The organism is Rhodanobacter sp. OR92, assembly GCF_000427545.1.
In the GTDB taxonomy this organism is placed as follows: Bacteria; Pseudomonadota; Gammaproteobacteria; order Xanthomonadales; family Rhodanobacteraceae; genus Rhodanobacter; species Rhodanobacter denitrificans.
This window is the reverse complement of sequence record NZ_KE386558.1, coordinates 216,661-242,044: the sequence shown is the minus strand read 5'-3', so window position 1 is coordinate 242,044 and position 25,384 is coordinate 216,661. Positions and strand designations below refer to the sequence as shown.

The 25,384-nt window shown below is 69.4% G+C and carries 24 protein-coding genes; 11 read left to right on the top strand and 13 right to left on the bottom strand.

Annotated features, from left to right (window positions below; genetic code table 11):
• Positions 1-2: 2 nt before the first annotated feature.
• Positions 3-1,778, bottom strand: a complete 1,776-nt coding sequence (locus tag RHOOR92_RS0117365) for a glutamine--tRNA ligase/YqeY domain fusion protein (protein ID WP_027490827.1) — start codon at positions 1,776-1,778, stop codon at positions 3-5.
• 105 nt (positions 1,779-1,883) lie between these two features.
• Between RHOOR92_RS0117365 and RHOOR92_RS0117360 the strand changes: the two genes are divergently transcribed.
• Complete coding sequence (locus RHOOR92_RS0117360) at positions 1,884-2,156, top strand: DUF2007 domain-containing protein (protein ID WP_027490826.1); 273 nt, start codon at positions 1,884-1,886, stop codon at positions 2,154-2,156.
• Between the two features lie 27 nt (positions 2,157-2,183).
• Positions 2,184-2,702, top strand: coding sequence for an adenine phosphoribosyltransferase (locus RHOOR92_RS0117355; RefSeq protein WP_027490825.1), 519 nt, complete (start codon positions 2,184-2,186; stop codon positions 2,700-2,702).
• Positions 2,703-2,731: 29 nt separating this feature from the next.
• Here the strand turns inward: RHOOR92_RS0117355 and RHOOR92_RS0117350 are convergent, their stop codons facing one another.
• The 5 genes from RHOOR92_RS0117350 to RHOOR92_RS0117330 all read right to left on the bottom strand — a co-directional run bounded on the left by RHOOR92_RS0117350 (position 2,732) and on the right by RHOOR92_RS0117330 (position 6,887).
• Complete coding sequence (locus RHOOR92_RS0117350) at positions 2,732-3,331, bottom strand: hypothetical protein (protein WP_027490824.1); 600 nt, start codon at positions 3,329-3,331, stop codon at positions 2,732-2,734.
• A 2-nt stretch (positions 3,332-3,333) separates the two neighbouring features.
• A complete protein-coding gene (locus tag RHOOR92_RS0117345) occupies positions 3,334-3,915 on the bottom strand; it encodes a DUF3501 family protein (protein WP_027490823.1) in 582 nt (193 codons plus the stop codon).
• A 2-nt stretch (positions 3,916-3,917) separates the two neighbouring features.
• Entirely contained in the window at positions 3,918-5,261 is a 1,344-nt protein-coding gene (locus RHOOR92_RS0117340) for a heterodisulfide reductase-related iron-sulfur binding cluster (protein ID WP_027490822.1), read from the bottom strand.
• A 106-nt stretch (positions 5,262-5,367) separates the two neighbouring features.
• Positions 5,368-5,787 (bottom strand): rubrerythrin family protein, encoded by a 420-nt coding sequence (locus RHOOR92_RS0117335; protein WP_007507266.1) that lies wholly within the window; start codon positions 5,785-5,787, stop codon positions 5,368-5,370.
• A gap of 128 nt (positions 5,788-5,915) precedes the next feature.
• Positions 5,916-6,887 carry a LysR substrate-binding domain-containing protein gene (locus RHOOR92_RS0117330; protein WP_027490821.1) on the bottom strand — a complete coding sequence of 324 codons (972 nt, stop codon included), beginning with the start codon at positions 6,885-6,887 and terminating at the stop codon, positions 5,916-5,918.
• Positions 6,888-7,183: 296 nt separating this feature from the next.
• On the opposite strand from RHOOR92_RS0117330, the gene RHOOR92_RS0117325 reads away from it, so the two are divergent.
• The gene (locus RHOOR92_RS0117325) at positions 7,184-9,886 is read left to right on the top strand and encodes a M1 family metallopeptidase (protein WP_027490820.1); all 2,703 of its coding nucleotides are present in this window, start codon (positions 7,184-7,186) and stop codon (positions 9,884-9,886) included.
• A 180-nt stretch (positions 9,887-10,066) separates the two neighbouring features.
• Positions 10,067-11,152, top strand: a complete 1,086-nt coding sequence (locus tag RHOOR92_RS0117320) for a hypothetical protein (RefSeq protein ID WP_027485409.1) — start codon at positions 10,067-10,069, stop codon at positions 11,150-11,152.
• A gap of 70 nt (positions 11,153-11,222) precedes the next feature.
• On the opposite strand, the gene phaZ is transcribed toward RHOOR92_RS0117320, so the two are convergent.
• The 3 genes from phaZ to RHOOR92_RS0117305 form a co-directional block, all read right to left on the bottom strand.
• Positions 11,223-12,476: a polyhydroxyalkanoate depolymerase gene (gene phaZ / locus RHOOR92_RS0117315; RefSeq protein ID WP_015446921.1), complete on the bottom strand. Its 1,254-nt coding sequence runs from the start codon at positions 12,474-12,476 to the stop codon at positions 11,223-11,225.
• Positions 12,477-12,565: 89 nt separating this feature from the next.
• Entirely contained in the window at positions 12,566-13,327 is a 762-nt protein-coding gene (locus RHOOR92_RS0117310) for a methyltransferase domain-containing protein (protein WP_015446922.1), read from the bottom strand.
• 47 nt (positions 13,328-13,374) lie between these two features.
• Positions 13,375-13,878, bottom strand: a complete 504-nt coding sequence (locus RHOOR92_RS0117305; RefSeq protein ID WP_015446923.1) for an RDD family protein — start codon at positions 13,876-13,878, stop codon at positions 13,375-13,377.
• Between the two features lie 51 nt (positions 13,879-13,929).
• Between RHOOR92_RS0117305 and xerD the strand changes: the two genes are divergently transcribed.
• Positions 13,930-14,847 (top strand): site-specific tyrosine recombinase XerD, encoded by a 918-nt coding sequence (gene xerD / locus RHOOR92_RS0117300; RefSeq protein WP_015446924.1) that lies wholly within the window; start codon positions 13,930-13,932, stop codon positions 14,845-14,847.
• Between the two features lie 72 nt (positions 14,848-14,919).
• On the opposite strand, the gene RHOOR92_RS0117295 is transcribed toward xerD, so the two are convergent.
• Positions 14,920-15,594, bottom strand: coding sequence for a Fe2+-dependent dioxygenase (locus RHOOR92_RS0117295; RefSeq protein ID WP_007507250.1), 675 nt, complete (start codon positions 15,592-15,594; stop codon positions 14,920-14,922).
• Between the two features lie 223 nt (positions 15,595-15,817).
• On the opposite strand from RHOOR92_RS0117295, the gene RHOOR92_RS0117290 reads away from it, so the two are divergent.
• From RHOOR92_RS0117290 to RHOOR92_RS0117270, 5 genes are all read left to right on the top strand, one after another.
• Complete coding sequence (locus RHOOR92_RS0117290; RefSeq protein WP_007507248.1) at positions 15,818-16,591, top strand: DsbC family protein; 774 nt, start codon at positions 15,818-15,820, stop codon at positions 16,589-16,591.
• A gap of 101 nt (positions 16,592-16,692) precedes the next feature.
• The gene (purL, locus tag RHOOR92_RS0117285) at positions 16,693-20,556 is read left to right on the top strand and encodes a phosphoribosylformylglycinamidine synthase (RefSeq protein ID WP_027490819.1); all 3,864 of its coding nucleotides are present in this window, start codon (positions 16,693-16,695) and stop codon (positions 20,554-20,556) included.
• Positions 20,557-20,585: 29 nt separating this feature from the next.
• Positions 20,586-21,332 carry a hypothetical protein gene (locus tag RHOOR92_RS0117280; protein WP_015446926.1) on the top strand — a complete coding sequence of 249 codons (747 nt, stop codon included), beginning with the start codon at positions 20,586-20,588 and terminating at the stop codon, positions 21,330-21,332.
• 82 nt (positions 21,333-21,414) lie between these two features.
• Complete coding sequence (locus tag RHOOR92_RS0117275; RefSeq protein WP_007507241.1) at positions 21,415-22,299, top strand: glycosyltransferase family 2 protein; 885 nt, start codon at positions 21,415-21,417, stop codon at positions 22,297-22,299.
• A gap of 91 nt (positions 22,300-22,390) precedes the next feature.
• A complete protein-coding gene (locus tag RHOOR92_RS0117270; protein WP_027490818.1) occupies positions 22,391-23,284 on the top strand; it encodes a DMT family transporter in 894 nt (297 codons plus the stop codon).
• Here RHOOR92_RS0117270 and RHOOR92_RS0117265 read toward each other — a convergent pair.
• Positions 23,272-23,796, bottom strand: a complete 525-nt coding sequence (locus RHOOR92_RS0117265; RefSeq protein WP_007507237.1) for a DUF2127 domain-containing protein — start codon at positions 23,794-23,796, stop codon at positions 23,272-23,274. The two genes, RHOOR92_RS0117270 and RHOOR92_RS0117265, sit on opposite strands and share 13 nt — an antisense overlap.
• A 241-nt stretch (positions 23,797-24,037) precedes the next feature.
• Here RHOOR92_RS0117265 and RHOOR92_RS0117260 point away from each other — a divergent pair, with 241 nt between their 5' ends.
• The gene (locus RHOOR92_RS0117260; protein ID WP_027490817.1) at positions 24,038-24,847 is read left to right on the top strand and encodes a class I SAM-dependent methyltransferase; all 810 of its coding nucleotides are present in this window, start codon (positions 24,038-24,040) and stop codon (positions 24,845-24,847) included.
• A gap of 68 nt (positions 24,848-24,915) precedes the next feature.
• Here RHOOR92_RS0117260 and RHOOR92_RS0117255 read toward each other — a convergent pair whose 3' ends face one another.
• Positions 24,916-25,110 (bottom strand): YbdD/YjiX family protein, encoded by a 195-nt coding sequence (locus RHOOR92_RS0117255; protein WP_007507233.1) that lies wholly within the window; start codon positions 25,108-25,110, stop codon positions 24,916-24,918.
• A gap of 10 nt (positions 25,111-25,120) precedes the next feature.
• On the bottom strand, positions 25,121-25,294 hold the full coding sequence (locus RHOOR92_RS0117250; RefSeq protein ID WP_007507232.1) for a hypothetical protein: 174 nt from the start codon (positions 25,292-25,294) through the stop codon (positions 25,121-25,123).
• Between the last annotated feature and the right edge of the window lie 90 nt (positions 25,295-25,384).

Genomic DNA, 25,384 nt, shown 5'->3' with positions numbered 1-25,384 from the left:
GCTTACTGGCCGGCGGGCCTGGCCCAGACGTCGCGCAGGGTCACCGTGCGGTTGAATACCGGCGCGTCGGTGCGGTGGTCGACGCGGTCGGCGACGAAGTAGCCGAGCCGCTCGAACTGGAAGCGCTGCTCCGGCTCGACGCCGGCGGCGGCCGGTTCCAGCCACGCCTGCACCACGCGCTTGGCCTCGGGGTTGACGTGGTCGAGCCAGCTCTTGCCGTCCTCCTCGCTGTCCGGCGCGGGCACGCTGAACAGGCGGTCGTACAGGCGCACCTCGGCGGCCACCGCGTGCGTCGCGCTGACCCAGTGGATGGTGCCCTTCACCTTGCGGTCGGCGCCGGGCAGGCCGTGGCGGGTTTCCGGGTCGAGCGTGCAGCGCAGCTCGACCACCTGGCCGTCGGCGTCCTTGACGACCTCGACGCACTTCACGATGCCGACGCCGCGCAGGCGCACTTCGCCCTCCGGCTTCAGCCGGTGGAAGCCCTTCGGCGGCACTTCGGCGAAGTCGTCGCGCTCGATCCACAGCTCGCGGGCGAACGGCACCTCGCGCGTGCCGAAGCTCTCGTCCTTGGGGTGGTTCGGGAAGACCAGCGTTTCCTCGTGGCCTGCCGGCAGGTTGGTGAGCACCAGCTTCAGCGGATCGAGCACGGCCATCCGGCGTGCCGCGGTGGCGTCCAGATCCTCGCGGATGCAGTTTTCCAGCACCGCGTAGTCGATCACGCTGTTCTGCTTGCTGACGCCCACGCGCTCGATCAACAGGCGCAGCCCGGCCGGCGTGAAGCCGCGCCGGCGCAGGCCGCGCAGAGTGTTCATGCGCGGGTCGTCCCAGCCGTCCACATGATGCTCGCCGACCAGTTGCGCCAGCTTGCGCTTGCTGGTGATGCAGTAGGAAAGGTTCAGCCGCGAGAACTCGATCTGGCGCGGCTTGGCCGGCTTCGCCTCCAGGCCTGCGGCGACCACCGACTGCCACAGCTCGGGATGGTTCGGCAGGTCCACCTTGTCCACGCACCAGTCGTACAGCGGGCGGTGATCCTCGAACTCCAGCGTGCACAGCGAGTGAGTGATGCCTTCCATCGCGTCGGACAGCGCGTGCGCAAAGTCGTACATCGGGTAGATCGGCCAGGCATCGCCGGTATTCTGGTGGGTGACTTTGCGGATGCGGTACAGCGCCGGGTCGCGCAGGTTGATGTTGCCCGAGGCCATGTCGATCTTTGCGCGCAGCGTCTTGCTGCCGTCGGCGAACTCGCCCTCGCGCATGCGGCGGAACAGGTCGAGGTTTTCCTCCACGCTGCGCTCGCGGTACGGCGAGTGACGGCCCGGCTCGGTCAGCGTGCCGCGGTAGGCGCGCATCTCCTCGGCGGAAAGGTCGTCGACGTAGGCCAGGCCGTCCTCGACCAGCTTGAGCGCGGCGCGGTAGAACACGTCGAAGTAGTCCGAAGCGTGGCGCAGCTCGTGCCAGTCGTAGCCCAGCCAGCGCACGTCGTCCTTGATGCCCTGCACGAACTCGGGGTCTTCCTTGCCCGGGTTGGTGTCGTCCAGGCGCAGGTTGCACCAGCCGTTGAATTCGCGGGCGATGCCGAAGGAGAGGCAGATCGCCTTGGCGTGGCCGATGTGCAGGTAGCCGTTCGGTTCTGGCGGGAAGCGGGTGTGGATCGTGCTGTGCCTGCCCGCGGCGAGGTCGTCGCGCACGATCTGCCGGATGAAGTCCTGATGGGGAGCCGCCTGCTGCACGGTGGCCGTCGAAGGGGCGGGTGCGTTGGCGGGGTTCTCGGTCGGCATCGGCTCGGGCTCGCAAGCGGTGGCGGAAACAGGCAAGTTTACCTTGTCGCCGCCACCGCCGCCGGGAGTCTTGCCCCGCGCAGCGGGGCGGGTTAGCGTGCGGGCATGCACACCGCCTACCGCGCCGAGAACCTGTTCGATGCCCATCTGGTCAAGGATGCGCTGGAGGCGGCCGGCATCCCGGCATTCATCGCCGGCGAGTACCTCACCGGCGGGGTTGGCCAGTTGCCGGCGATGGATTACATCGCGGTGATGGTGCCCGCATCCAGCTTGGCCGAGGCTGGCCGCATTGTGGCCGAGGTCGAGGCTCGGCTGGTCGAGGCGCGGCAGGCGATCGGCGACGCGCTGCCGGACGATCCGCTGGCCGCGCCCTGCTGAGCCGCGCGCCTTCGCCCTGGGAACCCCATGCAAGACCTTGCCGCACTGATCCGCGCCGTTCCCGATTTTCCCCGCCCCGGCGTGATGTTCCGCGACGTCGCCCCGCTGCTGGCCGATGCCGGCAGCTTCGCCCGCTGCATCGACGCACTGGCTGAGCCGTGGCAGGGCAGCGGCGTGCAGGCGGTGTGCGGCATCGAGGCGCGCGGTTTCATCTTCGGCGCCGCGCTGGCGCAGAAGCTGCACGCCGGCTTCGTGCCGCTGCGCAAACCCGGCAAGCTGCCGCCGCCGGTGGCGAGCGTGGACTACCAGCTGGAATACGGCAGCGACCAGCTGCAGGTGCAACGCGGTGCGTTCCGGCCGGGCGAGCGCGTGCTGCTGGCCGACGACGTGCTGGCCACCGGCGGCACACTGGCGGCGGCTGCGGCGCTGGTCGGTGGCCTCGGCGCCGAGCTGCTCGGCGCCAGCGTGGTGATCGAACTGCCCGTGCTGCAGGGGCGCAGCCGCTGGCCGGCGGGCAAGTCGCTGCACAGCCTGCTGCGTTACTGAGATCTCGAACAGGCTCTGGGCCCGATGGCTCATGGCGCCGCGGCGTCGACCCGTTCGACGTAGACCAGCTCGCACGCGCCCGCGCCGGTGTCGTCGCGGCTCAGCGAGGTGTTCCAGTGCCAGCCGCCGGGACGGCTGGCGTCGACCAGGAAGCCTTCGAGGTGCACCAGCTGGCCGGGGCGCACCTGGTCGAGCTGGCGTTTCACGTCGGGGTCGGCGGGAATCATGTGCATGTTCGCGCTGGAGGTCTCGATCTCGCGGCGCGGGATCGGGAAGGCCTCGACGTGCCAGTAGTAGAAGCGGTCGGACTGGCGGATGTCGATCTTGTCCAGCACCGCACTGTCGGACATGCGGCCCCAGCCGAGCGCGAGATCGAGCGGGACCAGTTCGCCGTCGGTGCTCCGCGCGTAGTCCTTGCGCGACAGCACGCGCGCGGTGATGTCGAAGTGGGCGCGGGTGGTCAGGGTGACGTCGCCACGCTGCAGCTGCGCGCCGTGGTCGAGATCGACCTGCACCGGTACTTCGGCGGCGAGTACGCCGGGTTCGGGCTGCAGCGGAAGATGCTGGCGGTGCCGCAACACGCCCAGCAGCACTAGCAGCAGGAGTGCCGCGACGAGGAGTTTGCGCATGCTCAGGCGAAATCCGCCGCCAGCATGCGGTGCTGCTGCGGGGCCAGCGTCGCCTCGACCGGCAGCGCCTGCAGCGTCGAGGCCAGCGCGACCGGCGCACCGGAGCGCCAGTCCGCGATCATCGCCGCGTCGAGTTCGAAGCGCAGGAAATGCACCGCGGCGGTCTTCTCCTCGTTGCTGCGCTCCATGTCCTCGTCGGCGATGGCGGCGACCGGGGCGTGGCCGTGCACGGTCAGCGCGATCGCGTGCTCGAGGTGGCGCAGGCGCACCAGTTCGCGCTTGCGCTGTTCGGCGTCGGGGTACTCGATGAGCATGGTGGCCTTGAGATTGCTGCCGTCGGGGATCAGCGGATTGTAGGCGTCCAGCTCGTCCTGGATGCCGGCGGCCTCGAAGATGCGCTCGATGCGCAGCATCTCCTGCACCTGGTACTGGATGCTCAGGCGGTCCTCGAAGATCAGCGTGAGGTGCTCGCCGAGGTGCACCGTGCGCTGCTTCTTGTGCGCCATCACGCGGGTGCGGAACTCGCCGCGCTGCTGCGCGTAGGTTTCCAGACCGAGCAGGTCGGCGCGGGTGAGTTTGTCCATGCTCAGATTCCGTAGGCCTTGCGCAGCAGGCTCAACGGATGCTCCGCCGCCGGCTGGTCGCCGAGGCCGTGGGCGATGTGGCCGCCGGCCATCGGGCAGTCGCTGGTGAAGTGGTCGGGGTTGGCTTGCTCGACGCGATTCTCCACCGGTTTGGCCAGCTTGCGCGAGAGCGCGTAGGTCTTGTGCTTGACGCCGTAGGTGCCGTCGTGGCCGGAGCAGCGCTCGATGGTGGTGATCTCGGTGTCCGGCACCAGTTGCAGGATCTCGCGCGTCTTCGGGCCGATCTTCTGCACGCGTTGGTGGCAGGGCACCTGCCAGGCGACCTTGCCCAGCGACGTCTTGAAGTCGGTCTCGAGCAGGCCGGCCTTGTGCCGTTCGGCCAGGTACTCGAACGGGTCGAAGAAGCGTTCGCGTACCAGCGCCACCTCGGCGTCATCGGGGAACATCAGCGGCAGCTCCTGCTTGAACATCAGCACGCAGGACGGGATCGCCGCGGTGAAATCCCAGCCTTCGCGCGCCATCTTCGCCAGCACCGGGATGTTGCGCTGCTTGTACTTCGTCACCGTCTGCAGGTCGCCCAGCTCCAGCTTGGGCATGCCGCAGCAGCTTTCCTGTTCGACCAGCTTGGTCGGGATCGCGTTGTGCGCCAGCACCGCGGCGAGGTCTTCGACCACTGCCGGGTCGGAGTGGTCGCAATAGCAGGTGGCGAACAGCGCGACCTTGCCGCGCGTGCGGCCGGCGGGCACCGCTTCGCCGCTGCCGTCGAGGTCGCGCAGGCGTTTGCGCGCGGTGGGCGAGTGGTACTCGGGCACGCGCGCGTTCGCGTCGACGCCCAGGGTCTTTTCCAGCAGCTGGCGCGCGGCCGGGTTGCGGTTGGCGGCGTTGACCACCTGCACCACCACCGGGATCGAGGCGAGCTTGCCCACGGTGCGCGTGCTGGACAGGATCCTCGACGACAACGGCGCGCCGTCACGCTCGAACGCCACCGCCTTGGCGCGCAGCATCAGGTGCGGGAAATCCACGTTCCACGGGTGCGGCGGCGTATACGGGCACTTGGTCTGGTAGCACAGGTCGCACAGGTAGCACTGCTCGGTGACCTTCGGGTAGTCGGCCTTGTCGACGCCGTCGATCTCCATCGTCGCCGACGCGTCGACCAGGTCGAACAGGGTGGGGAAGGCGTGGCACAGGCTGACGCAGCGGCGACAGCCGTGGCAGATGTTGAACACGCGCTCCATCTCCGCTTCCAGCGCCGTGGCGTCCCAGAAAGCGGGCTCGTGCTGGCCCAGCGGATGGCGTGTGGGTGCGTCGAGGTTGCCTTCGCGCGTTTCGTGGATGGGGTCGGCCATCGTGTTCTCCCCGCGGGCTGGAACAGGTCGGGTCAGGCAGCGTCAACGCCTGCGATCCGTCATCCCGGCTTTCGCCGGGATGACGGCCAGGAGCAGGCGGCCGCGTTCAGGCCATGTCGCCCAGCGCCTTGGTAAAGCGGTTCGCGTGCGAGCGTTCGGCCTTGGCCAGGGTCTCGAACCAGTCGGCGATCTCCTCGAAGCCTTCCTCACGCGCGGCCTTGGCCATGCCCGGGTACATGTCGGTGTATTCGTGGGTCTCGCCGGCGATGGCGCTCTTCAGGTTCAGCTGGGTGCCGCCGAACGGCAGGCCGGTGGCAGGGTCGCCCACCGCCTCGAGGTATTCCAGGTGGCCGTGGGCATGGCCGGTCTCGCCTTCGGCGGTGGAGCGGAACACCGCGGAAATGTCGTTGTAGCCCTCGACGTCGGCCTTGGCGGCGAAGTACAGGTAGCGGCGGTTCGCCATCGACTCGCCGGCGAAGGCGTCTTTCAGGTTCTGCTCGGTCTTGGAGCCTTTCAGGTTGCTCATGACATCACCTCGTGGCGTTGGGCTGGGAGGGGTTGCGCGTGCGGCCTTCATGGTCGTGACCGGCCGAGCCTAGCGCGCGGTGGGTTGCCGGTGAAATTGATTGTCTGGATCGGGCGGATAGCCCGCAGCTATCGGGGCGCGGCCTTGCGCGCGGCGCGCACGGGCTTCGCCGGCGGCGCGGGCGTGGCGGCCGTGTGCGGGTTCAGCAGGTCGGCCGGCAACTGCCGGAATACCGCAGCCAGCCGCTTCAGGAAGTCGGCCATCGCCGAGCTCTTGCGCCAGACCATGGCGACACGCCGGCTTGGCGGATGGCCCTTGAACTCGATCAGGTGCAGGTTGTCCAGCGGTGCCACCGGCGGCTTCACCGCGGTGACCGGCAGCAGGGTGATGCCGACGTTCGCCGCCACCATCTGCCGCAGCGTCTCCAGGCTGGTGGCGCGGAAGCCGCTGCGCTCGACGGCGCCGGCAAGATGGCATACCTCCAGCGCCTGGTCGCGCAGGCAATGGCCGTCTTCCAGCAGCAGCAGGTTCTGGTTGGACAGGTCGGCCAGTTTCAGCTGGCCCTGCCTGTGCGCCAGCGGATGTTCGCCCGATACCGCCAGCAGGAACGGTTCCTCGAACAGGAACTCGCTGTGCAGGCTGTCCTCGTGCAGCGGCAGGGCGAGGATGCCGGCGTCCAGCTTGCCCTCGCGCAGCAGGCGCAGCACCGCCTCGGTCTTTTCCTCGACCAGCAGCAGTTCCAGCCGGGGGAAGGCTTGGCGCACCAGCGGCAGGGCATGCGGCAGCAGGTACGGGCCCAAGGTGGGGAAGATGCCCAGCCGCACCGTGCCCGATTCCGGGTCCAGCGTGCGGCGGGCCACGCTGCGGATCTGCTCGACCCCGTTGAGTACGTCGCGTGCGCGGATGGCGATGTCGCGGCCGACCTCGGTCAGCAGCACCTTGCGCGGGGTGCGTTCGACCAGCGGCACGCCCAGTTCTTCCTCCAGCTTCCTGATCTGGGTGGACAGGGTGGGCTGGCTGACGAAGCAGGCATCCGCGGCGCGGCCGAAGTGCCGGTGTTCGGCCAGGGCCACCAGGTACTGGAGATCGCGCAGGTTCATGGATCGTCCCGGCTTGGCAATAGCCATACGCTATGACAGGGATGGTAACAATCAATTGGAGCAATGCAAGCGGGCGCCTTACGCTGCACCGGCGATCCCCCGCGCGTCGGAGTTCCCTCCCTCTTCCCCCGCGGCGCGCGGGCTTTCCGGCCGGCGATGAAGTTTGCTTCATCGCCGGTTTTTCTTTGGGTGCTGTCGCAGACGGCGCCGGCCGCGCGGCGGGCATGCCTTCTGGCACTGGGTCGGAGGTCATGCCGGCTCTAGCTTGAGGTTTTCCCCACGCCAGAGAAATCCTCATGCGACGACTCGCCCGTCCTCTCCTGCTTACCGCGCTGGCCACCTGCTGCGGCGGCGCGTTCGCCGCCACCGCCGACCAGGCGCCGCAGGGCCGGCTGCCGGGCTGGGCGGTGCCGCAGTCGTACCAGCTCGCGTTCAAGGTCGATCCGGCGCAGCAGGATTTCTCCGGCACCACCACGATCAAGGTCAAGCTGACCCAGGCCTCCGACCACCTGTGGCTGGACGGCGCCGGGCTGAAGGTGTCGAAGGTGATCGTCACCGACGCCGCCGGCAAGGCGCACGCCGGCAAGTACGTGGCGGTGGACCCGAAGGCCGGCGTGGCGCGGGTGGATTTCGGCCGCACGCTGAAGCCGCAGCAGCTGACCGTGAAGGTCGAGTACAGCGCGCCGCTCAACCAGCAGTTGCAGGGCCTGTACAAGGTCACCGCCAAGGGCCAGCCGTACGCGATGACGCAGATGGAGCCGATCAGCGCGCGCTTCGCCTTCCCCGGCTTCGACGAGCCGGGCTTCAAGACGCCGTTCGACATCGCCATCACCGTGCCCGAGCACGAGAACGTGGTGGCGAACACGCAGCAGGTGAAGGAGGCGCCGGCCGGCAGGGGCTGGAAGACGGTGACCTTCGCGCAGACGCTGCCGCTGCCGACCTACCTGGTCGCGTTCGCGGTCGGTCCGTGGGACATCGTCGCCGGCCCGGACATCTCGCCGACCGCGTATCGCGTCAAGCCGCTGCAACTGCGCGGCATCGCAGCCAAGGGCGAGGGCCACCGCATGGAACACGTGCTGGGCGAGACGCCGAGCATCATTCATGCGCTGGAGAACTACTACGGCTTCGGCTATCCGTTCGACAAGCTCGACCTGCTGGCGGCGCCGGACTTCGAGGCTGGCGCGATGGAGAACCCCGGCCTGGTCACGTTCCGCGACTGGCTGCTGCTGCTCGACAAGGATTCGCCGGCGCGCAACGTGCGCGGCTCGTTCAACGTCAACGCGCACGAGCTGGCGCACCAGTGGACCGGCGACACGGTCACCACCGAATGGTGGAACGACATCTGGCTCAACGAGGCGTTCGCCACCTGGATGCAGCAGAAGGTGACCATGCAGGTGCACCCGGAATACCGCGCCGACCTCGACCGCGTGCGCGGCGGCCAGGGCGCGATGAACAACGACAGCCTGGTCAGCGCGCGCAGCATCCGCCAGCCGATCACCGGCAACGGCGACATCATGACCGCGTTCGACGGCATCACCTACCAGAAGGGTGCCAGCGTCATCGGCATGTTCGAGAACTACGTGGGCGAGCCGACCTACCAGAAGGGCATGCGCGCGTACATCCAGAGCCAGAAGTACGGCAACGCCACCGCCGACGACCTGGTCTCGGCGATCGCCACCGCGGCGGACAAGGGCGATGCGTTCAAGCATGCGTTCAAGAGCTTCCTCGACCAGTCCGGCGTGCCGTACGTGGCGACGAAGCTGGAACAGAAAAACGGCCAGACCGTGCTGCAGCTGAGCCAGAGCCGCTACCTGCCGCTCGGCAGCAGCGGCGATCCGCAGCGCATCTGGGGCGTGCCGGTATGCGTCCGCTACGGCACTGCCGCCAGCGGCAAAGATGGAGCACCATCCAGCAAGGTGGCTTGCGAGATGCTCGACAAGGCGACCGGCTCGATGGTGCTGGCCGGCGCCAGCAAGCCGACCTGGATCATGCCGAACGCGAACGCCAGCGGCTATTACCGCTTCAGCCTCGACAAGTCGGAACTGGGCGGGCTGGTCAAGCAGATCGGCAAGCTCAGCGATGCCGAGCAACTCGCCTACGCCGACGCGATCGGCGCCAGCTTCCGTCATGGCGACATCGATGCCGGCGACATGCTGGCTGCATTGCAGCCGTTGGCCGGTTCGAAAATCCGCGAAGTGGCCACCGTGCCGCTGGACCAGGCGGCGCAGCTCTACCATCGCATCGCCGCCAACGATGCGCAGCGCGCCCGTCTGGCCGAGTGGGCAAAGGCGGCCTACCTGCCGCGGCTGGAGCAGCTCGGCTACCAGCGCAAGGCGAACGAGCCGGAAGACGATGCGCTGATGCGCAGCAGCCTGGCCGGCTCGCTGGCGTTCGACTTCAAGCTGCCGCAGGTGCGTGCGGCCCTGCTCAAGCAAGGTGAGGCCGCGCTCAAGCCGGGCGCCGATGGCCGTCTGAACCTGGCTGCCGCCGATCCCGACCTGCTCGGCGATGCGCTGGGCGTGGCGGTGCAGGAACACGGCAAGAGCGTGGTCGATGCGCTGATCGCCGAACTGCCGAAGACCAGCGACGCGGCCCTGCGCAACGGCATCCTCGGTGGCCTGGCCAGCGTGGAAGATCCTGCGCTGGCCGAGCAGGTGCGCAACTTCGCATTGACCAAGCCAGTGAAGGTCGGCGAGATGGGCATGCTGCTGCGCGGCGGTCGCGACACGCTGGCCCAGCGCGATGCGATGTGGACGTGGTTCACTGGACACTACCAGCAGATCCTCGATCGCACCGGCAGCTTCTCCGGCGGCCGCCTGCCGTCGCTGGCGGCCGGCGGTGGCTGCTCCAGCGCCGAGTACGAACGCCTGCAGGCGTTCTTCAAGACCCGCGAAAAGGACGCCGCCGGCATCGGCCGCGGCCTGGCGCAGACCGGCGAGTCGATCCAGCTGTGCGGCGCGCTGAAGGCGAAGCAGGATCCGGCCGCGATCCTGCGCTGAAGCAGCCGCGTCGCCCGGATGAAAAGCCCCGCTGCGGCGGGGCTTTTCGTTGGCCGTCCGCATGCACCACAAGGCGCCGTCCCGTGCAAGCGCAATTTCCGGCCGTGCGTCCGGGTTTTGCCGCAGCGGCTGACGTAGCATGCGGCACGACACACATCACCGGCATCGCATGCAGGGGGCATGATGATCGAGCTGGAAATCCAGGGCCTCGCGGCACGCCGCGAGGGCCTGCTGGTAGAGGTTGGCCGGCTGGTCCTGGCCGGCGGCTTCAGCCTGCAACGGCAACGCCTCGTGCAGGATCACCACGGCATCCTGCTGACCATGGTGGTGCAGGGGCCGTCGCGCAAGCAGCGGGCGCTCGAGGCAGCGCTGGACGCCTGCGAGCGCTTCATCAGCGTGAAGACGTTTCCCTTCGTCGAAGGCGAAACGCGGGCACATTTCGCGGCATCGCGCGAACCGATGGAACCGGCACGCACGGTTCCGCCCGTTGCCCGCCCCCCGGCGACGGCTCCCGCGTCGAAAGGCGCGCCGGTCGCCGCGCCCGCGGTGCCTGCTCCCGCGCCCGCACCGGCTCCCGCTCCCGCTGCCGCCATGGCCCATCGTGCCGGCATGGCGGGTATGGCCGCGGCGCCGGTTGCGATGACCGAGGCGGCCACCCGGCCGCAAACGAGGCCTGCACCGGCTCCGCCGCTCGTACCCGCACCGGCACCCACTCCGGCATCGATCGTGGCGGACGAGTCGGCGTTCGAGTTCATCCTGCCCATGTTGCCGACGTCGGTCCCGCCGCGCGTGGCCGCGACGCCCTTCGTCGAACTGGTGCCGCTGCCGGCTGACGAGGCGGCGGTCGCGCGGGCGCTGCATGAGCTGCCGTCGGAATATCCGCGGATCGTGCCGTGCTTGCTGGCTTTGGCGCAGGCGGTTGCCGACGGCGCGCGCGAATCCTCGCTCATGCTGGCGGGGCAGCGCACGGGCGCGTGGCTGTTCGAGCGCGAGTACGCGCTGGACGTCGGGCGGGACTTGCGCGCGGCCATCGAGCACATCGGCACCCCCGCGCTGCGTGCGCTGGTCGAGGTCGATCAGCAGGGCGACCAGTTGCACATCCACGCCAGCCCGCTATGCACGGAAGGCCACTCCGGCTGCGCCTTCTTCAGCGGCTTTCTGGAGGGGCTGCTCGGGCCGGCGATCGCGCCGGGCAGCTTGTCGATCTTCTCTGTCTGCTGCCGCAGCTATGGCGCGGACGAGTGCGTGCTGGCGATTTCGGATTGAAGGCTGCGCTGACCCACCGGGCGCGGGCGAGCCCCCGCGGGCGCAAAGCTTGCGGGCAACCTGCGGGCGCCTAGCTGGCGGCTTGGTCGAACTTGCGGATGAAGTCGCGTACCTGCGGGTAGACCGTTTCGCGCCAGCGGCGGCCGCTGAAGATGCCGTAGTGGCCGGCGCCTTCGATCACCTTGTGTGCGCGGCGTTTCGCGGGGATGTTGCTGCACAGGTCGTGCGCCGCTTCGGTCTGGCCGAGGCCGGAGATGTCGTCCAGTTCGCCCTCGATGGTGAGCAGGGCGCTGCGCGTGATCGCGGCGGGGTTCACCCGCTCGCCGGCCACGTCCCACAGGCCGCGCGGCAGCAGGAATTGCTGGAACACCTTGTCGATCGTGTCGAGGTAGAACTTGGCCGGCATGTCCAGCACGGCGTTGTACTCGTCGTAGAACTTGCGGTGCGATTCGGCGTCGTCGAGGTCGCCGCGCAACAGGTCCTGGTAGAAATCCCAGTGCGAATTGAGGTGGCGCCCAGGGTTCATCGCGATGAACCCGGCGTGCTGCAGGAAGCCCGGATAGACCTCGCGGCCGTGGCCGGGGTAATTCGGCGGCACGGTGTGGATCACGTTGCCCTTGAACCAGGACAGCGGCTGGTGGGTGGCCAGGTTGTTGACGCTGGTGGGGCTGCAGCGCGGGTCGATCGGGCCGCCCATCATGGTCATGCTGCGCGGGGTGGCCTCGCCGCGTGCGGCCATCAGCGACACCGCCGCCAGCACCGGCACGGTCGGCTGGCAGACCGAGATCACGTGCAGCGTGGACGCGCCGATGTGGCGGATGAACGCCTCGACATAGGCAATGTAGTCGTCCAGTCCGAACGTGCCGGCCGCGGCCGGCACCATGCGCGCGTCGACCCAGTCGGTGACGTAGACCTTGTGGTCGCGCAGCAGCGTGCGCACGGTGTCGCGCAGCAGCGTGGCGTGGTGGCCGGACAGCGGCGCCACCACCAGCACCACCGGATCGTTCTTCATCTTCTCGATGGTGGACGGGTCGTCGCTGAAGCGCTTGAAGCGCTTCAGCTGGCAGAACGGCATGTCCAGCGCGACCCGCTCGATCACCGCGATCTCGTGCTCGTGCGCGGTGGCGGTGTGGATGCCGAAAGCGGGTTTCTCGTAATCCTTGCCGAGGCGATGGACCAACTCGTAGCCGGCGGCCATCCGCTGCGCGCCGGGCATCTGTGCGAACGGGTTGCTGGTGTCGTTGAGCATGCGCGCGCCGGCTTGCGCGAAATGGCTCAGCGGGCCGAGGAACGCGCGTTGCCATTCGTGGATCTGATAGAGCATCGGAGGGGTGGCCGCGAGCGAAAGATGCCATCTTAACGCCGTTTGTCCCGCCCGTGTTGCAATGCCGCAGTCGCAGCTTGCCAGTCCGATCAGTGACTTGGCGCCGAAACCGGCTGGTAACGGCAGCGCAGCAGCAGTTCGTCGACCCCGGCGGTGTCGCCGAGTCGGGCGCGCCATTGCAGCGGCTTCTGGAAGCGCAGGCCAAGCGGCATGAACACCCGGTTGTACCACCACATTGCGCGCTCGCGCCGGTGGGTGAGATACCACTGGCCAAGGCTGAGCAGGCGCGGGGACGTCGGCTGCATGCCGTACACCGCACTGTGTTCGATGCTGAAGCCGTGCCGCGCAAGCAGCGCCACGATCCGCTGCGGTTCGTAGCGGCGGCAGTGGCCGACAAAGTCGTCGAACGCGGTCCAGGCCGCCGGGTGCAGCGGCACCGACAGCAGCACGCTGGCGCCCGGCGCGGCCACGCGGGCCAGTTCGGCCAGCGCGCCGTCGTCGTCGGCGACGTGTTCGAGGATGTCGAGCGCGCAGACCAGGTCGAAGCTGGCGTCGGCGCACGGCAGGGCGCCGATCATGCCGTGTACCGCGTTGGCACCGCTAGCCTGCAGGCGCCGCAGCGCGGCACGGCTGAGGTCGACGAAACAGGTACCGCGCAGCGGCAGCCGCGGGCGCAGGCCCGGCGCCACTTCAAGCCGGCGCGGCGCGGCGTCGGCCAGTTCGTGCAGCAGCGGCCAGGTGTTGAAGCGTTCCGGTGCGATCAGCTGCGCTCCGGCCCACAGCGATTCGTAGAAGCCGCGGTTGGCGCGGATCAGGTCGGCGTTGCTGCGGCTTTCGGCGGGACGCGGCATGGGCATCGGCGGATTGAATCGCGCAGGTGCTGAGCGAAGCCTGAAGCTCAGCCCAGCAGGCGGATCTCGGTGCCGGCGGCAATGTCGTGCAACGCGCGCCGGCGCGGGTCGAACGCGGCCACGGCGAACCAGCTGGCCCACACCAGCAGCCATGTCCACAGCGTCGCGCGCAGTCCGATCACCGGTTCGAGCAGCAGCAGGGCCAGCGGCGCGGCCGCCACCAGCACGCGGATCAGCGCCTGCTGCAGCGTCGGCGTGCCGCCGTCCCCGCGGGTGAGCCGGATGCGCCAGGGCCGCATGCCCAACGTCTGCCCGCCGCGCCGCCACGAGCCGATGAAGTACGCCGCCACCACCGCGCCCTGCAGGGCCTGGTACCACACCGGCACCACCGCCGTCGCGCCGGTGCGGATCAGCTGGCCGCCGGTGGCCAGCTGGCACAGCAGGCCCACCACCATCACGATCGCCAGCACGATCAGCAGGTCGTAGACCAGCGCCAGCAGGCGGCGCCACAGCGGACAGGGAGTGTCGGTAGTGATGAGGTCAGGCGGCATCGTGGGTCGGTCGCTTGCGTAGAGCGCGCGCAATGGCCAGCATGCGGGCGCATGAAGAAGGAAGAGAGCCGCGCCAGTATCGCCGAAGCCGACCAGCGCAGCATCGCCGCGTTCGTGGAGCGGGTGTGGTCGGAGGACGGCCTGGCCGACCGCACGCTGGAGGCCTACCGGCGTGACCTGGCCGCACTGGCCGGCTGGCTCGCCGCACGCGGGCGCGACCTGCGCAGCGCGCGGCGCGAGGACATTTCCGCCTACCACGGCGCGCAGCCGGCAGCGGTGCGCTCGATCGCGCGGCGGCAGTCGGCATTCCGCCGCTACTACGCGTTCCTCGCCCGCAGCGAGCCGGGCTTCGCCGATCCCACCCTGTTGATCGAGCGTCCGAAGCTGCCGCGCAGCCTGCCCAAGGCACTGGCCGAACGCGAGATCGAGGGCCTGCTCGGCGCGCCCGACACCGGCACCACGCTGGGCCTGCGCGATCGCGCGATGCTGGAGCTGATGTACGCCTCCGGCCTGCGCGTGTCCGAGCTGGTGGAGCTGCCGCTGGCCGCGCTGAACCCGCGCCAGGGCGTGCTGCGGGTCACCGGCAAGGGCGGCAAGGACCGGCTGGTGCCGGTCGGCGAGGAAGCGCTGGCGCGCATCGGCACCTATCTGATCGAGGCGCGGCCGGCGCTGGCGAAAGGCCGCCAGCCGCCGGCGCTGTTCCTCAGCCAGCGCGGCGAAGGCATGACCCGGCAGATGTTCTGGACCCTGGTGAAGCGCTACGCGCTGAAGGTCGGCATCAACCCGAAACGCATCTCGCCGCACGTGCTGCGCCACTCCTTCGCCACCCACCTGCTGAACCACGGCGCCGACCTGCGCGCGCTGCAGATGCTGCTCGGCCACAGCTCGCTCAGCACCACGCAGATCTACACCCTGGTGGCGAAGGAAGGCCTGAAGCGGCTGCATGCGCAGCACCATCCGCGGGGGTGATGGAATTCAGCGAATCACGCCATGCCCCTTGATACTGATTGGGCCGGGGAGTGTGGCGGCGCCATCAGCGTCTTACACCTCCGCCCACATCCGCAGCAGGTTCGCGTGCGACTTGCTGATGGCGTCGAAGGTGGCGCTCTTGCCTTCGCGCCCGAAGACCTGCCGCTTGGCGTTGTCCAGGTCCCACAGCAGTTCGCGCCTGGCGGCGTCGCGTACCTGGCTCTGCACCCAGATGATGGCGGCATGGCGCGTGCCCTGGGTGACCGGGGTGACGTGGTGCAGGGAGTTGGCCGGGTAGGCGATGGCGGAGCCGGCATCCAGCTTGAAGCCGTATTCCACGCCGTTGGTATCCACCACCAGGTCGCCGCCGGTGTAGCTCGTGGGGTCGGACAGGAAAACCGTGATCGCCACGTCGGTGCGCACCGCGCCGCCCAGGCCGCCCATCACCGGGGCATCGACGTGCCGGCCGTATTGCATGCCGACGTCGTAGCGGTTGAACAGGACCTGCGTCATCGCGGACGGCAGCATCGACGCCTGCAGCATGGCGTTGCGCAGGAAGGCACTGCGCACGATCTCCCGCAGCCGGGCCTGGCTTTCGGTGTCGATGTCGACCTGCAGGTTTTTCTTGACCTCGCGTGCCGACCAGCCGGCCGTGCTGGCGCCGTCGACGAACGTGGCGCCCTGGAGTTCGCTGCGTATCGTGCCGAGCTCTTCGGCGGTCAGCACGTTGGGGGCGCAAATGATCACGAGGATTCTGCCGGGCGATTCAGGTTGTCGGGAAAGGCCGCGCGCGGCCGGGCTGTTCTGCCGGTCCGTTTCGGGCAGCGGTGCTGCGGAAATCTAGCATCGACCCGGGGCGCCGGTCGCCGGTTTCTGCGGCGTCGTGCACCGAATGGCGTTCAGCTGCCTGTGCGAGAATGCGCCTCTGCCGCCGGTGAACGCGCCGGCCACGGATCGAACGAGGTTGGTGATGTTGAAGAAACTGTTGCTGGCGCTGTGCATCGGCGGGCTTTCCCTGAGTGCGTGTGCCGCCGAAAACGATGCGGCGCCGGTCGCCGGCCCGGCGGTGACGCCGGCGGCGCAGCAGATGGTGCGGCAGGCGATCAAGAGCCTGGCGGCGAACGTCGAGGTCGACTCGATCGAGCCGGCGCCGATGCCGGGCTTCTACCAGGTGATCGCCGCCGGCCAGATGCTCTACGTCAGCACCGACGGCAAGTATGCGATGCACGGCGACGTGCTCGACCTGCAGAGCAAGCGCAACCTCGGCGACGACGCCTGGGCGCGCTTCCGCAAGGCCGAGCTGGCCAAGGTGCCGGCGTCCGAGCGCATCGTGTTCGCGCCGCCGAATCCGAAGTACACGATCAGCGTGTTCACCGACGTCAACTGCGGCTTCTGCCGCGCGCTGCACGAGCACGTGGCCGCGTTCAACAAGGAAGGCATCGCGGTGGAGTACCTGGCGTGGCCGCGCGAAGGCGTGGTGACCACCGCCGGGCGGCCCACGCCGACCTACACCGAGATGGTCTCGGTGTGGTGCGCAAAGGACCGCAAGGCGGCGTTCACCGCCGCGAAGGAAGGCCGTGCGCCGGCGCCGGCGACCTGCACCAACCCGGTCAAGGACCAGTTCAACCTGGGCGTGAAGCTGGGCGTCAACGGCACCCCGGCGATCTACGGCCCGGACGGCCGCGTGCTGGGCGGCTATGTGACTCCGGAACAGCTGCTGCAGGCGCTGAAGCAGGGCGGCTGAGGCCGCCGTGCCCTGCCGCGCAAGGCCGGGGCAGCTGGCTTAATGCCGTATTGCAGCATGGGTTAGAATAGGCGTTTCCCTCGCATAGCGCCGTTCCCCGCATGATCGCACTCGACGGGCAGAGCGCCCTCTCGCCGTTCCGCCTCGAACGCCTCAATGCCCGCCTGGATGCCCTGCATCGCGGCGTGCGCGTGCAGGCGTCGTGGTTCGTCTATTTCGTCGACGCCGCCACGGCGCCGGAGGGCGAGTTGCGCCAGCGGCTGCTGGCCGTGCTGGAGGCGAAGGACGCGCAGCCCGAGCCCGCCACGCTGTGGGTGGTGCCGCGGCTGGGCACGATCTCGCCGTGGTCGAGCAAGGCCACCGACATCCTGCATGGCGCCGGTTTCGACGTGCGCCGCGTGGAACGCGGCCTGGCCTGGCAGGTGGCCGGGTTGCCGGCGGCGGAGGCGCCGGACCATGCGGCGATCATGGCGGTGCTGCATGACGCGATGACGCAGTCGGTGCTGCAGCGGATCGAGGACGCGCAAGGCTTGTTCCTTGGCGGCACGCCCGGCGACCTGGTGCACGTGGCGCTGGGCGCCGAGCCGCAGGCCGCGCTGGCCGCAGCGAACCGGCGGCTGGGCCTGGCGCTGGCCGACGACGAGATCGAGTACCTGGTCGAGCGTTACGCCGAACTCGGCCGCGATCCCACCGACGCCGAGCTGTTCATGTTCGCCCAGGCGAACTCCGAGCATTGCCGGCACAAGGTGTTCAACGCCAGTTGGACGGTCGACGGCACCGAGCAGGACAAGAGCCTGTTCGGCATGATCAAGCACACCCACCAGCGTTCGCCCGCGCATACGCTGTCCGCTTATTCGGACAACGCGGCGGTGATCGAGGGCAGCGCCGGCCGGCGCTTCTTCGCCGACCCGGCCGATGGCGTGTGGCGCGCCCACGAGGAGCGCATCGACTACGCGATCAAGGTGGAGACGCACAACCACCCCACCGCGATCGCGCCGTGGCCCGGTGCGGCCACCGGCGCCGGCGGCGAGATCCGCGACGAGGGCGCGACCGGCCGCGGCGGCAAGCCGAAGGCCGGGCTCACCGGTTTCTCGGTGTCGGACCTGCGCATTCCCGGCCTGCCACGGCCATGGGAAGTGGATCGCCCGCTGCCGCCGCGGATGGCCAGCGCGTTCGAGATCATGCGCGACGGCCCGCTCGGCGCCGCCGCGTTCAACAACGAATTCGGCCGCGCCTGCCTGGGCGGCTATTTCCGCAGCTACGAGCACGAGACCGCCGAACCCGGCCTGCGCCGGGGCTACGACAAGCCGATCATGCTGGCCGGCGGGCTGGCCAACCTGCGCCCCGGCCACGTGCTGAAGCATGCGGTGCAGCCGGGCCACAAGGTGATCGTGCTGGGCGGCCCGGCGATGCTGATCGGGCTGGGCGGCGGCGCCGCCTCGTCGGTGGCCGGCGGCGCGTCGAGCGCGGAGCTGGACTTCGCCTCGGTGCAGCGCGACAACGCCGAGATGGAGCGGCGCTGCCAGGAAGTGATCGACGCCTGCTGGGCGCGCGGCGAGCACAACCCGATCGTCAGCGTGCACGATGTCGGCGCCGGCGGCCTGTCCAACGCCATCCCCGAACTGCTCAACGACGCCGGCGTCGGCGGCGTGATCGACCTGTCGAAGATCCCTTGCGATGACCCGTCGCTGTCGCCGATGCAGGTGTGGAGCAACGAATCGCAGGAACGCTACGTGCTGGCGATTGGCCCGGAAAACCTGGCCGAGTTCGAGGCGATGTGCGTGCGCGAGCGCTGCCCGTATGCGGTAGTCGGCGACGCCACGGCCGAGCGCCAGCTGGTACTGACCGACCCGCGCCGCGGACTGACCGTGATCGACCTGCCGATGGACGTGCTGTTCGGCAAGCCGCCGCGGATGCACCGCGATGCCACGCGGCTCAAGCCGCGCGTCGACCTGGTGCCGGACCTCACCGGCATCGGCATGGACGAGGCGCTGCTGCGCGTGCTGCGGCTGCCTACCGTGGGCAGCAAGAGTTTCCTGATCACCATCGGCGACCGCACCGTCGGCGGCCTGAACGCGCGCGACCCGATGGTCGGCCCGTGGCAGGTGCCGGTGGCCGATTGCGCGGTGACCCTTGCCGATTTCGACGGTTATGCCGGCGAGGCGATGGCGATGGCCGAGCGCGCGCCGGTGGCGCTGCTCTCCAGCGCCGACGCGGCGCGACTGACGGTGGGCGAGGCGATCACCAACCTGGCCGCCGCACCGATCGCCAGTCTCGGCGAGATCCGCCTGTCGGCGAACTGGATGGCCGCGGTCAACCACCCGGGCGAGGACGCCGCGCTGTTCGATGCGGTCAAGGCGATCGGCATGGAATTGTGCCCGGAGTTGGCGATCTCGATCCCGGTCGGCAAGGACTCGCTGTCGATGCAGACGGTGTGGCAGGACGGCGGCACCGCGCAGCGCACGGTGTCGCCGGTGTCGCTGGTGGTCACCGGTTTCGCCCGGGTCACTGACGCGCGCCGCACGCTCACCCCGCAGCTCAGGCTCGATCGCGGCGCCACCGCGTTGTGGCTGATCGACCTGGGAGCAGGGCGCGACCGCCTCGGCGGCTCGGCGCTGACCCAGGTGTTCAACCGCGGCGGCGGCGTGCCGCCGAACCTGGACGACGCGAAACGGCTGAAGGCGCTGTTCGAGCTGATCCAGGAGGCGAACGCGAGCGGCCTGCTGCTGGCCTACCACGACCGCTCCGACGGTGGCGTCATCACCACCTTGCTGGAGATGGCGTTCGCCGGCCACTGCGGCCTGGAGATCCATCTGGACGGCTGGGCCGAGGCCACCTTGCGCGCGCTGTTCAACGAGGAACTCGGCGCGGTGGTGCAGGTGGCCGAGGCGAATCGCGAGGCGTTCGAAGCGCTGCTGATCAGGCATGAGCTGGCCGGCATCAGCCACCGCATCGGCCGGCCGAAGGAGAAGCTGGGGATCAAGCTGTTCCTCGGCGGCGAGACCCTGTTCAAGTGGCACTGGAGCACGCTGTTCAAGGCGTGGAACGAGACCAGCCACGCGATGCAGCGCCTGCGCGACAACCCGCTCAGCGCCGACGCGGAGTCGCAGTGGCGGCTCGACGACGCCGATCCGGGCATCACGCCGAAGCTCAGCTTCGACCCGGTGCAGGACGTCGCCGCGCCGTTCATCGGCACGGGCCCGCGCCCGCGCGTCGCGATCCTGCGCGAGCAGGGCGTCAACGGCCAGGTCGAGATGGCGGCCGCGTTCAGCCGCGCCGGCTTCGAGGCGGTGGACGTGCACCTGTCCGATCTGGCCAGCGGCCGCGTGAAGCTGGCCGATTTCCGCGGCTTCGCCGCCTGCGGCGGTTTCTCCTACGGCGACGTGCTCGGCGCCGGCCGCGGCTGGGCCACCTCGATCCTGTACAACGACTACCTGCGCGCCGAGTTCAGCGCGTTCTTCGCCGACCCGACGAAATTTGCGCTCGGCGTATGCAACGGCTGCCAGATGCTGGCGCAGCTGAAGGAGATCATCCCCGGCGCGCAGCACTGGCCGAAGTTCCTGCGCAACGCGTCCGAACAGTACGAGGCGCGCCTGGCCACGCTGGAGATCCTCGACACGCCGAGCCTGTTCTTCAAGGGCATGGCCGGCTCGCGGATTCCGGTGGCGGTGGCGCACGGCGAGGGCCGGGTCAGTTTCCCGCACGCGTGCAGCCCGTCGAAGTCGAATGGCGCGGTGCGCTTCGTCGACAACCGCGGCAAGCCGACCGAGAACTTCCCGCTCAACACCAACGGCTCGCCCGGCGGCCTGGCCGGCTTCACCGCCGCCGACGGCCGCGTGACGATCATGATGCCGCACCCCGAGCGCGTGTTCCGCAGCGTGCAGCTGAGCTGGCATCCGGAACAGTGGGGCGAGGATTCACCATGGATGCGCATGTTCCGCAACGCCCGCGTGTGGTGCGGCTGAGCGCCCACCGCTGCGCAAGGCGCTGAGCGATGGCCCGGCGCCGCTGGCCGGCGTGGCGTGGCGTGCTGGCGCGTTCGGCCTGGCTGGCCCTGCTGGCGTTGCTGCCATGGTGGCTCGGCCTGCCGCTGCTGCTGGCGCTGACGGCCGTGGTGACCCTGCTGCAGCACCGGTTGGCCGACGAGCATATCGCGTTGATCCGGTGCGCCTTGCGTTGGGGCCTGCCCGGCGTGCTGTTCGCGCTGCAACGGGCGCTGGGCGGCGACGCGTTCGCCTGGGGCGCGGCCTTGCTGGGTGCGCTGGCCGGCTACACGCTGCTGGCCGGCCTGGACGCGTGGCTCGACCGCGGGCAGCACCGCGTGCCGGCGGCGGCGCCTTCCGCCGAGTGGCCCGAACTGGCGATGGCACCGATCGGCCCGGCGGCGGAGATCATCGAGCTGCAACCGCCGGCCTGGCAGGTCGCCGCGGATGGCCTGCTCGATCCGCTGGGCGGTCGCGTGGCTTACCGCGATGGCGCCTACCTGTTCGAGAGCGGCGGGTGCATCGACGGCGCCGGCGCGCCGGCGGCCTTCAGTCCCGGTGGCCGCTGGTTTGCCGCGCACCTGCGCAACGGCCGCGGTGTGCTGCTGTGGGATCGGCTGCGCGGGCGGCAGCACCGCCTGCGCGGCTGGCGCCTGGGTGGCTGGTATCGCGGGCAGCCGTGGCTGGTCCGCCGCGACGACGACATGCCGCTGGCGCTGTCGGCGGTGCTCGGCGACGACGATGTGGAGGAAGCGTGAAGCTGCGGGCCACGAATCCCGTGCGGCGCTGTCGCGGACGGTTCTCCCTTCGCGCGTCTCCGCGCATACTTGCCCCGTGAGCATGCCCGCTTCCCATCGATCACCGTTCGCGCTGGCGCTCAGCGTGATCGTGGTATCCGCCGACAGCGGCCCGAGCCTGCGCGAATGCGTGCGCAGCGTGCTGGCCAGCACGCTGCCGCTGGAGCTGATTCTGGTCGACAACGATTCGCACGACGGCGTGCCCGAGGCGATCGAGCGCGCGCATGCGCACGACACCCGCTTCCAGGTGATCTACAACTACCGCAACCTGGGCTTCGGCCCGGCGGCGAACCTCGCCGCGAAACAGGCGCACGGCCAGGCGCTGCTGATCCTCAACCCCGACTGCCTGCTGCCGCAGGACGACCTGCAGCGCTTGCTGGACCTGCTTTCCGGGCAGCCCAGGGCGGGCCTGATCGGCGCGGTGGTGTGCGATGCCGACGGCCGGCCCGATCCGGCGTCGTGGCGTCGCGATCCCCTGCTGCAGCGTGCGCTCAACAGCCTGCTCGGCCGTGCCGGCGAAAAGGTCAACATCGAGCGGGAGATTCCGGCCGAGGTGATCGAGGCCGAGGCGATATCGGGTGCGGTGATGCTGATGCCGCGCGCGATGTTCCAGCGCCTCGGCGGTTTCGACGAGGATTATTTCCTGCATTGCGAGGATCTGGACCTGTGCCGCCGCGTGCGCAATCTCGGCTACCAGGTGCTGCTGGCCGGCGATGTGCGCGTCCTGCACGGAAAGGGCAGCTCCAGCCGGCACCGGCCGGTGTTCGTCAGCCGCCACAAGCACCGCGGCATGTGGCGCTGGTTCCGCAAGCACGACCCGGCCGCAAGCAATCCGCTGACCGCCGGCGTGGTGTGGCTGGGCATCTGGGGGCATTTCTTGTTGCGGATCCCCGGCCAGTTGCTGCGGCGGAAAGCGGGGAGCGAGTGAAGGGAAGCAGGAAAATCGAGCAGGCAAAACCGCCTCGTAGCGTCGCAGCCTGCCTCTCGCTCCGCATTCCTCTCCGCCCACTTCCCGCCCCATGAACGCACGCACCACCTCCATCGTCGCCACCCTAGGCCTGCTGGCGATGACCGCGGTATGGGGCTCCACCTTCGTGCTGATCAAGGGCGTGGTGGGGCGCATGCCGGTGGCTGACTTCCTGGCCGTGCGCTTCGTGATCGCCGCGGCGGCGATGCTGGCGCTGTTCGCGCGACCGGTGTGGCGGCTTGGCCGGCGGCAAGTGCTGCACGGCCTGGTGCTGGGTACGATCTACGGTATCGGCCAGTTGCTGCAGACCTGGGGGTTGTCGCTGATCGCGCCCAGCGTCAGCGGTTTCGCCACCGGCATGTACGTGGTGTTCACGCCGATCCTGGCGCTGCTGCTGCTCGGCCAGCGCATGGCCGGCATGGTGTGGCTGGCGGTGGGGCTGTCCACCGTCGGGTTGGCGCTGCTCTCGCTCAACGGCGTCTCGGTCGACTTCGGCGTGTGGCTCACGCTCGCCTCGGCCGCGCTGTACGCGCTGCACATCGTGTTGCTCGGGCAGTGGTCGCGGCAGGGCGAGGCGTTCGGCCTGTCGGCGGTGCAGATGGTGGCGATCGCTGCGGTCTGCCTGCTCGCCATCGTGCCGCACGCGCCGGTGCTGCCGCCGGACCGCAGCGCCTGGTTCGCGGTGCTGTACATGGCGCTGATTGCCGGCGCCGGCGCGATGCTGATGCAGACCTGGGCGCAGTCGCACCTGCCGGCCACCCGTGCGGCGATCGTGATGACCACCGAGCCGGTGTTCGCCGCCGCGTTCGCGGTACTGCTGGGCAGCGACGTGCTGAGCTGGCGCATGCTGCTCGGCGGCGGGCTGATCCTGGCGGCGATGTACCTGGTGGAATTGATGCCGCGGCGCGGCGCGCTACCCGCCGAGGCGGCGCATCACGAGGTGTGATGCCTCAGCGCCTGTCGCGTCGCCCGCGTCTGCAGCGCGACGCGCACTAGGTACACCACGATCGCCACGTTGCCGGCCAGCGCAACCAGCTTCAGCCAGCCGAAGTGGTGCAGCGTCTCGTACAGTTCCAGCGGGATCAGCGAGCCGGTGGCGATCACGGTGAACCACTCGGCCCAGTACTTGCCCAGCCACAGGCCGGTGCCCTCGATGCCGAACAGCACGGCGTAGCCCAACGCTACTATGCCGACCGCCACGAACCGGCTCGGCCCGAAATCCTGCAGCAGGCCGACCAGCTTCCAGCGCAGGCTGTTGCTGTCGGCCAGCGAGAGGTGTTCCAGCCAGTGCACCAGATGCTCGAAGTTCTGCTGGCGGTCGAGGTGGAATGCCGCCATCGCCACCAGCACCAGACAGACGGTCTTGACGATCTCGTAGACCGCGATGACGCGCAGGCCGGCATGCGGCGGGCCAGCCGTGATCGCCGCGGGAGCGTCGGTGGATTCGGGAATGGACATCGGGTGGCGGCCGAAGGAACAGCCCGTATTGTCGCCGATCCGGCACCGACTGGCCCGGGTGGAATGGCATGGCCGTGCAGCGTCCTGGCCTGCAGCCGGCGCGAACCCGCTTCTTCCACGCGCCATGCCGCCTCGAGCTGCCACACTAGAGGCCTCGGCTGGGCGTGCCGGATTCCCGAGGCAGGATCCGGTGGCGAGCCTGCCGCCCCACGTGACCACTTCCCTGTTTCGGAGACCCGCCATGTCCGATCGTGTCGAGCACTCCACCAGCGTCGCCGCGGCTTCGGGCGACGCCGAGCCGCATGGCCCGTCGACCGTCGGCCTGCACGACGCGAAGCTCGGCGGCTGGTATCGCGAGGACAGCGGCGAGCTGTTCCGCGGCATGCCGATCGGTGGCGACGACGTGGTGGTGGACGTCGGCTGCGGCGCCGGCGTCAACAGCGTGTTCTGCGCGCGCCACGGCGCCCGCGTCTACGCCATCGACCGCGAGCCGCAGGTGATCCGCGAGGTGCGCGCGCGGCTGAGCGTCGAAGGCAGCGGCACGCACACGGCGCTGGTCAGCGACGCGAACCCCTTGCCGCTGGACGAGGGCATGGCTACGCGGGTGATCTGCACCGAGGTGTTGCAGCACGTCGATGACCCGCGCCAAATGCTGGCCGAGCTGGTGCGGGTCGGTGCGTCCGGCGCCCTCTACCTGCTCAGCGTGCCTGGCGCGCTGCAGGAAGGACTGCAGGAAAAGGTGCTGCCGCCGGCGTACCGCGAGCAACCCGGTGGCGCGCTGCGGGTGGTCGGTCGCGACGAGTTTGCGCAATGGGTCGGCGAGGCCGGCCTGGTGCTGGTGGAGCAGACCCAGCACGGCTTCTTCTGGTCGATCTGGTGGGCGTTGTTCTGGGGCTGCCAGGTGGAACTGTATGACCCCGCCCATCTGGTGCTCGATCACTGGACCGCCGCCTGGCAGGCGCTGCTGGACATGCCGCAGGGGCGCCGGCTCAAGCAGCAGCTGGACGAGTTCATGCCGATCAGTCAGATCATCGTGGCACGCAAGCCCTGAGCAGTGTTTGGGTGGAGTGTGGTCCCGCGCTCTCGCCACGGTCCTGAAGGACAATGGCCTTCGGGCATTCAGCAGCAGCGCCCGCCGCCGCCCTTGTAGCGGGCTTCCTGCCGCTCGCGGAAGAACTCGCCGTAGCTGGGCACCTTGCGCGCCGGATGATGCTCGCGCAGGTGCTTCACGTAGACGTCGTAGTCGGGCACCCCGCAACACAGGCGGGCGGTTTGCGCCGCCCACTTGCGTACGGCCTGCAGGGTTGCGTTCATCGCGTCGTCCTCAGCCCGCCACGCTGCTCAGCGCCACGTACGGTTCTTCGTGCGCGGTGGGGTGGTTGATCTGCCAGGCATTGATCAGCGCGCGCAGGCAGAACAGCACCATCGTCACGACCAGCAGCATGAACAGGCCGGTCATCACCATGTCCACGTAGTTGTTGGTGACGATCCGCTGCATCTCCGCCGCCGACTTGGCCGGCGCCAGCAGCTGGTCCGGCCGCAGAGCTTTGCCTATCCGTCGGTGAGCGTGCACACGATCAACCAGATC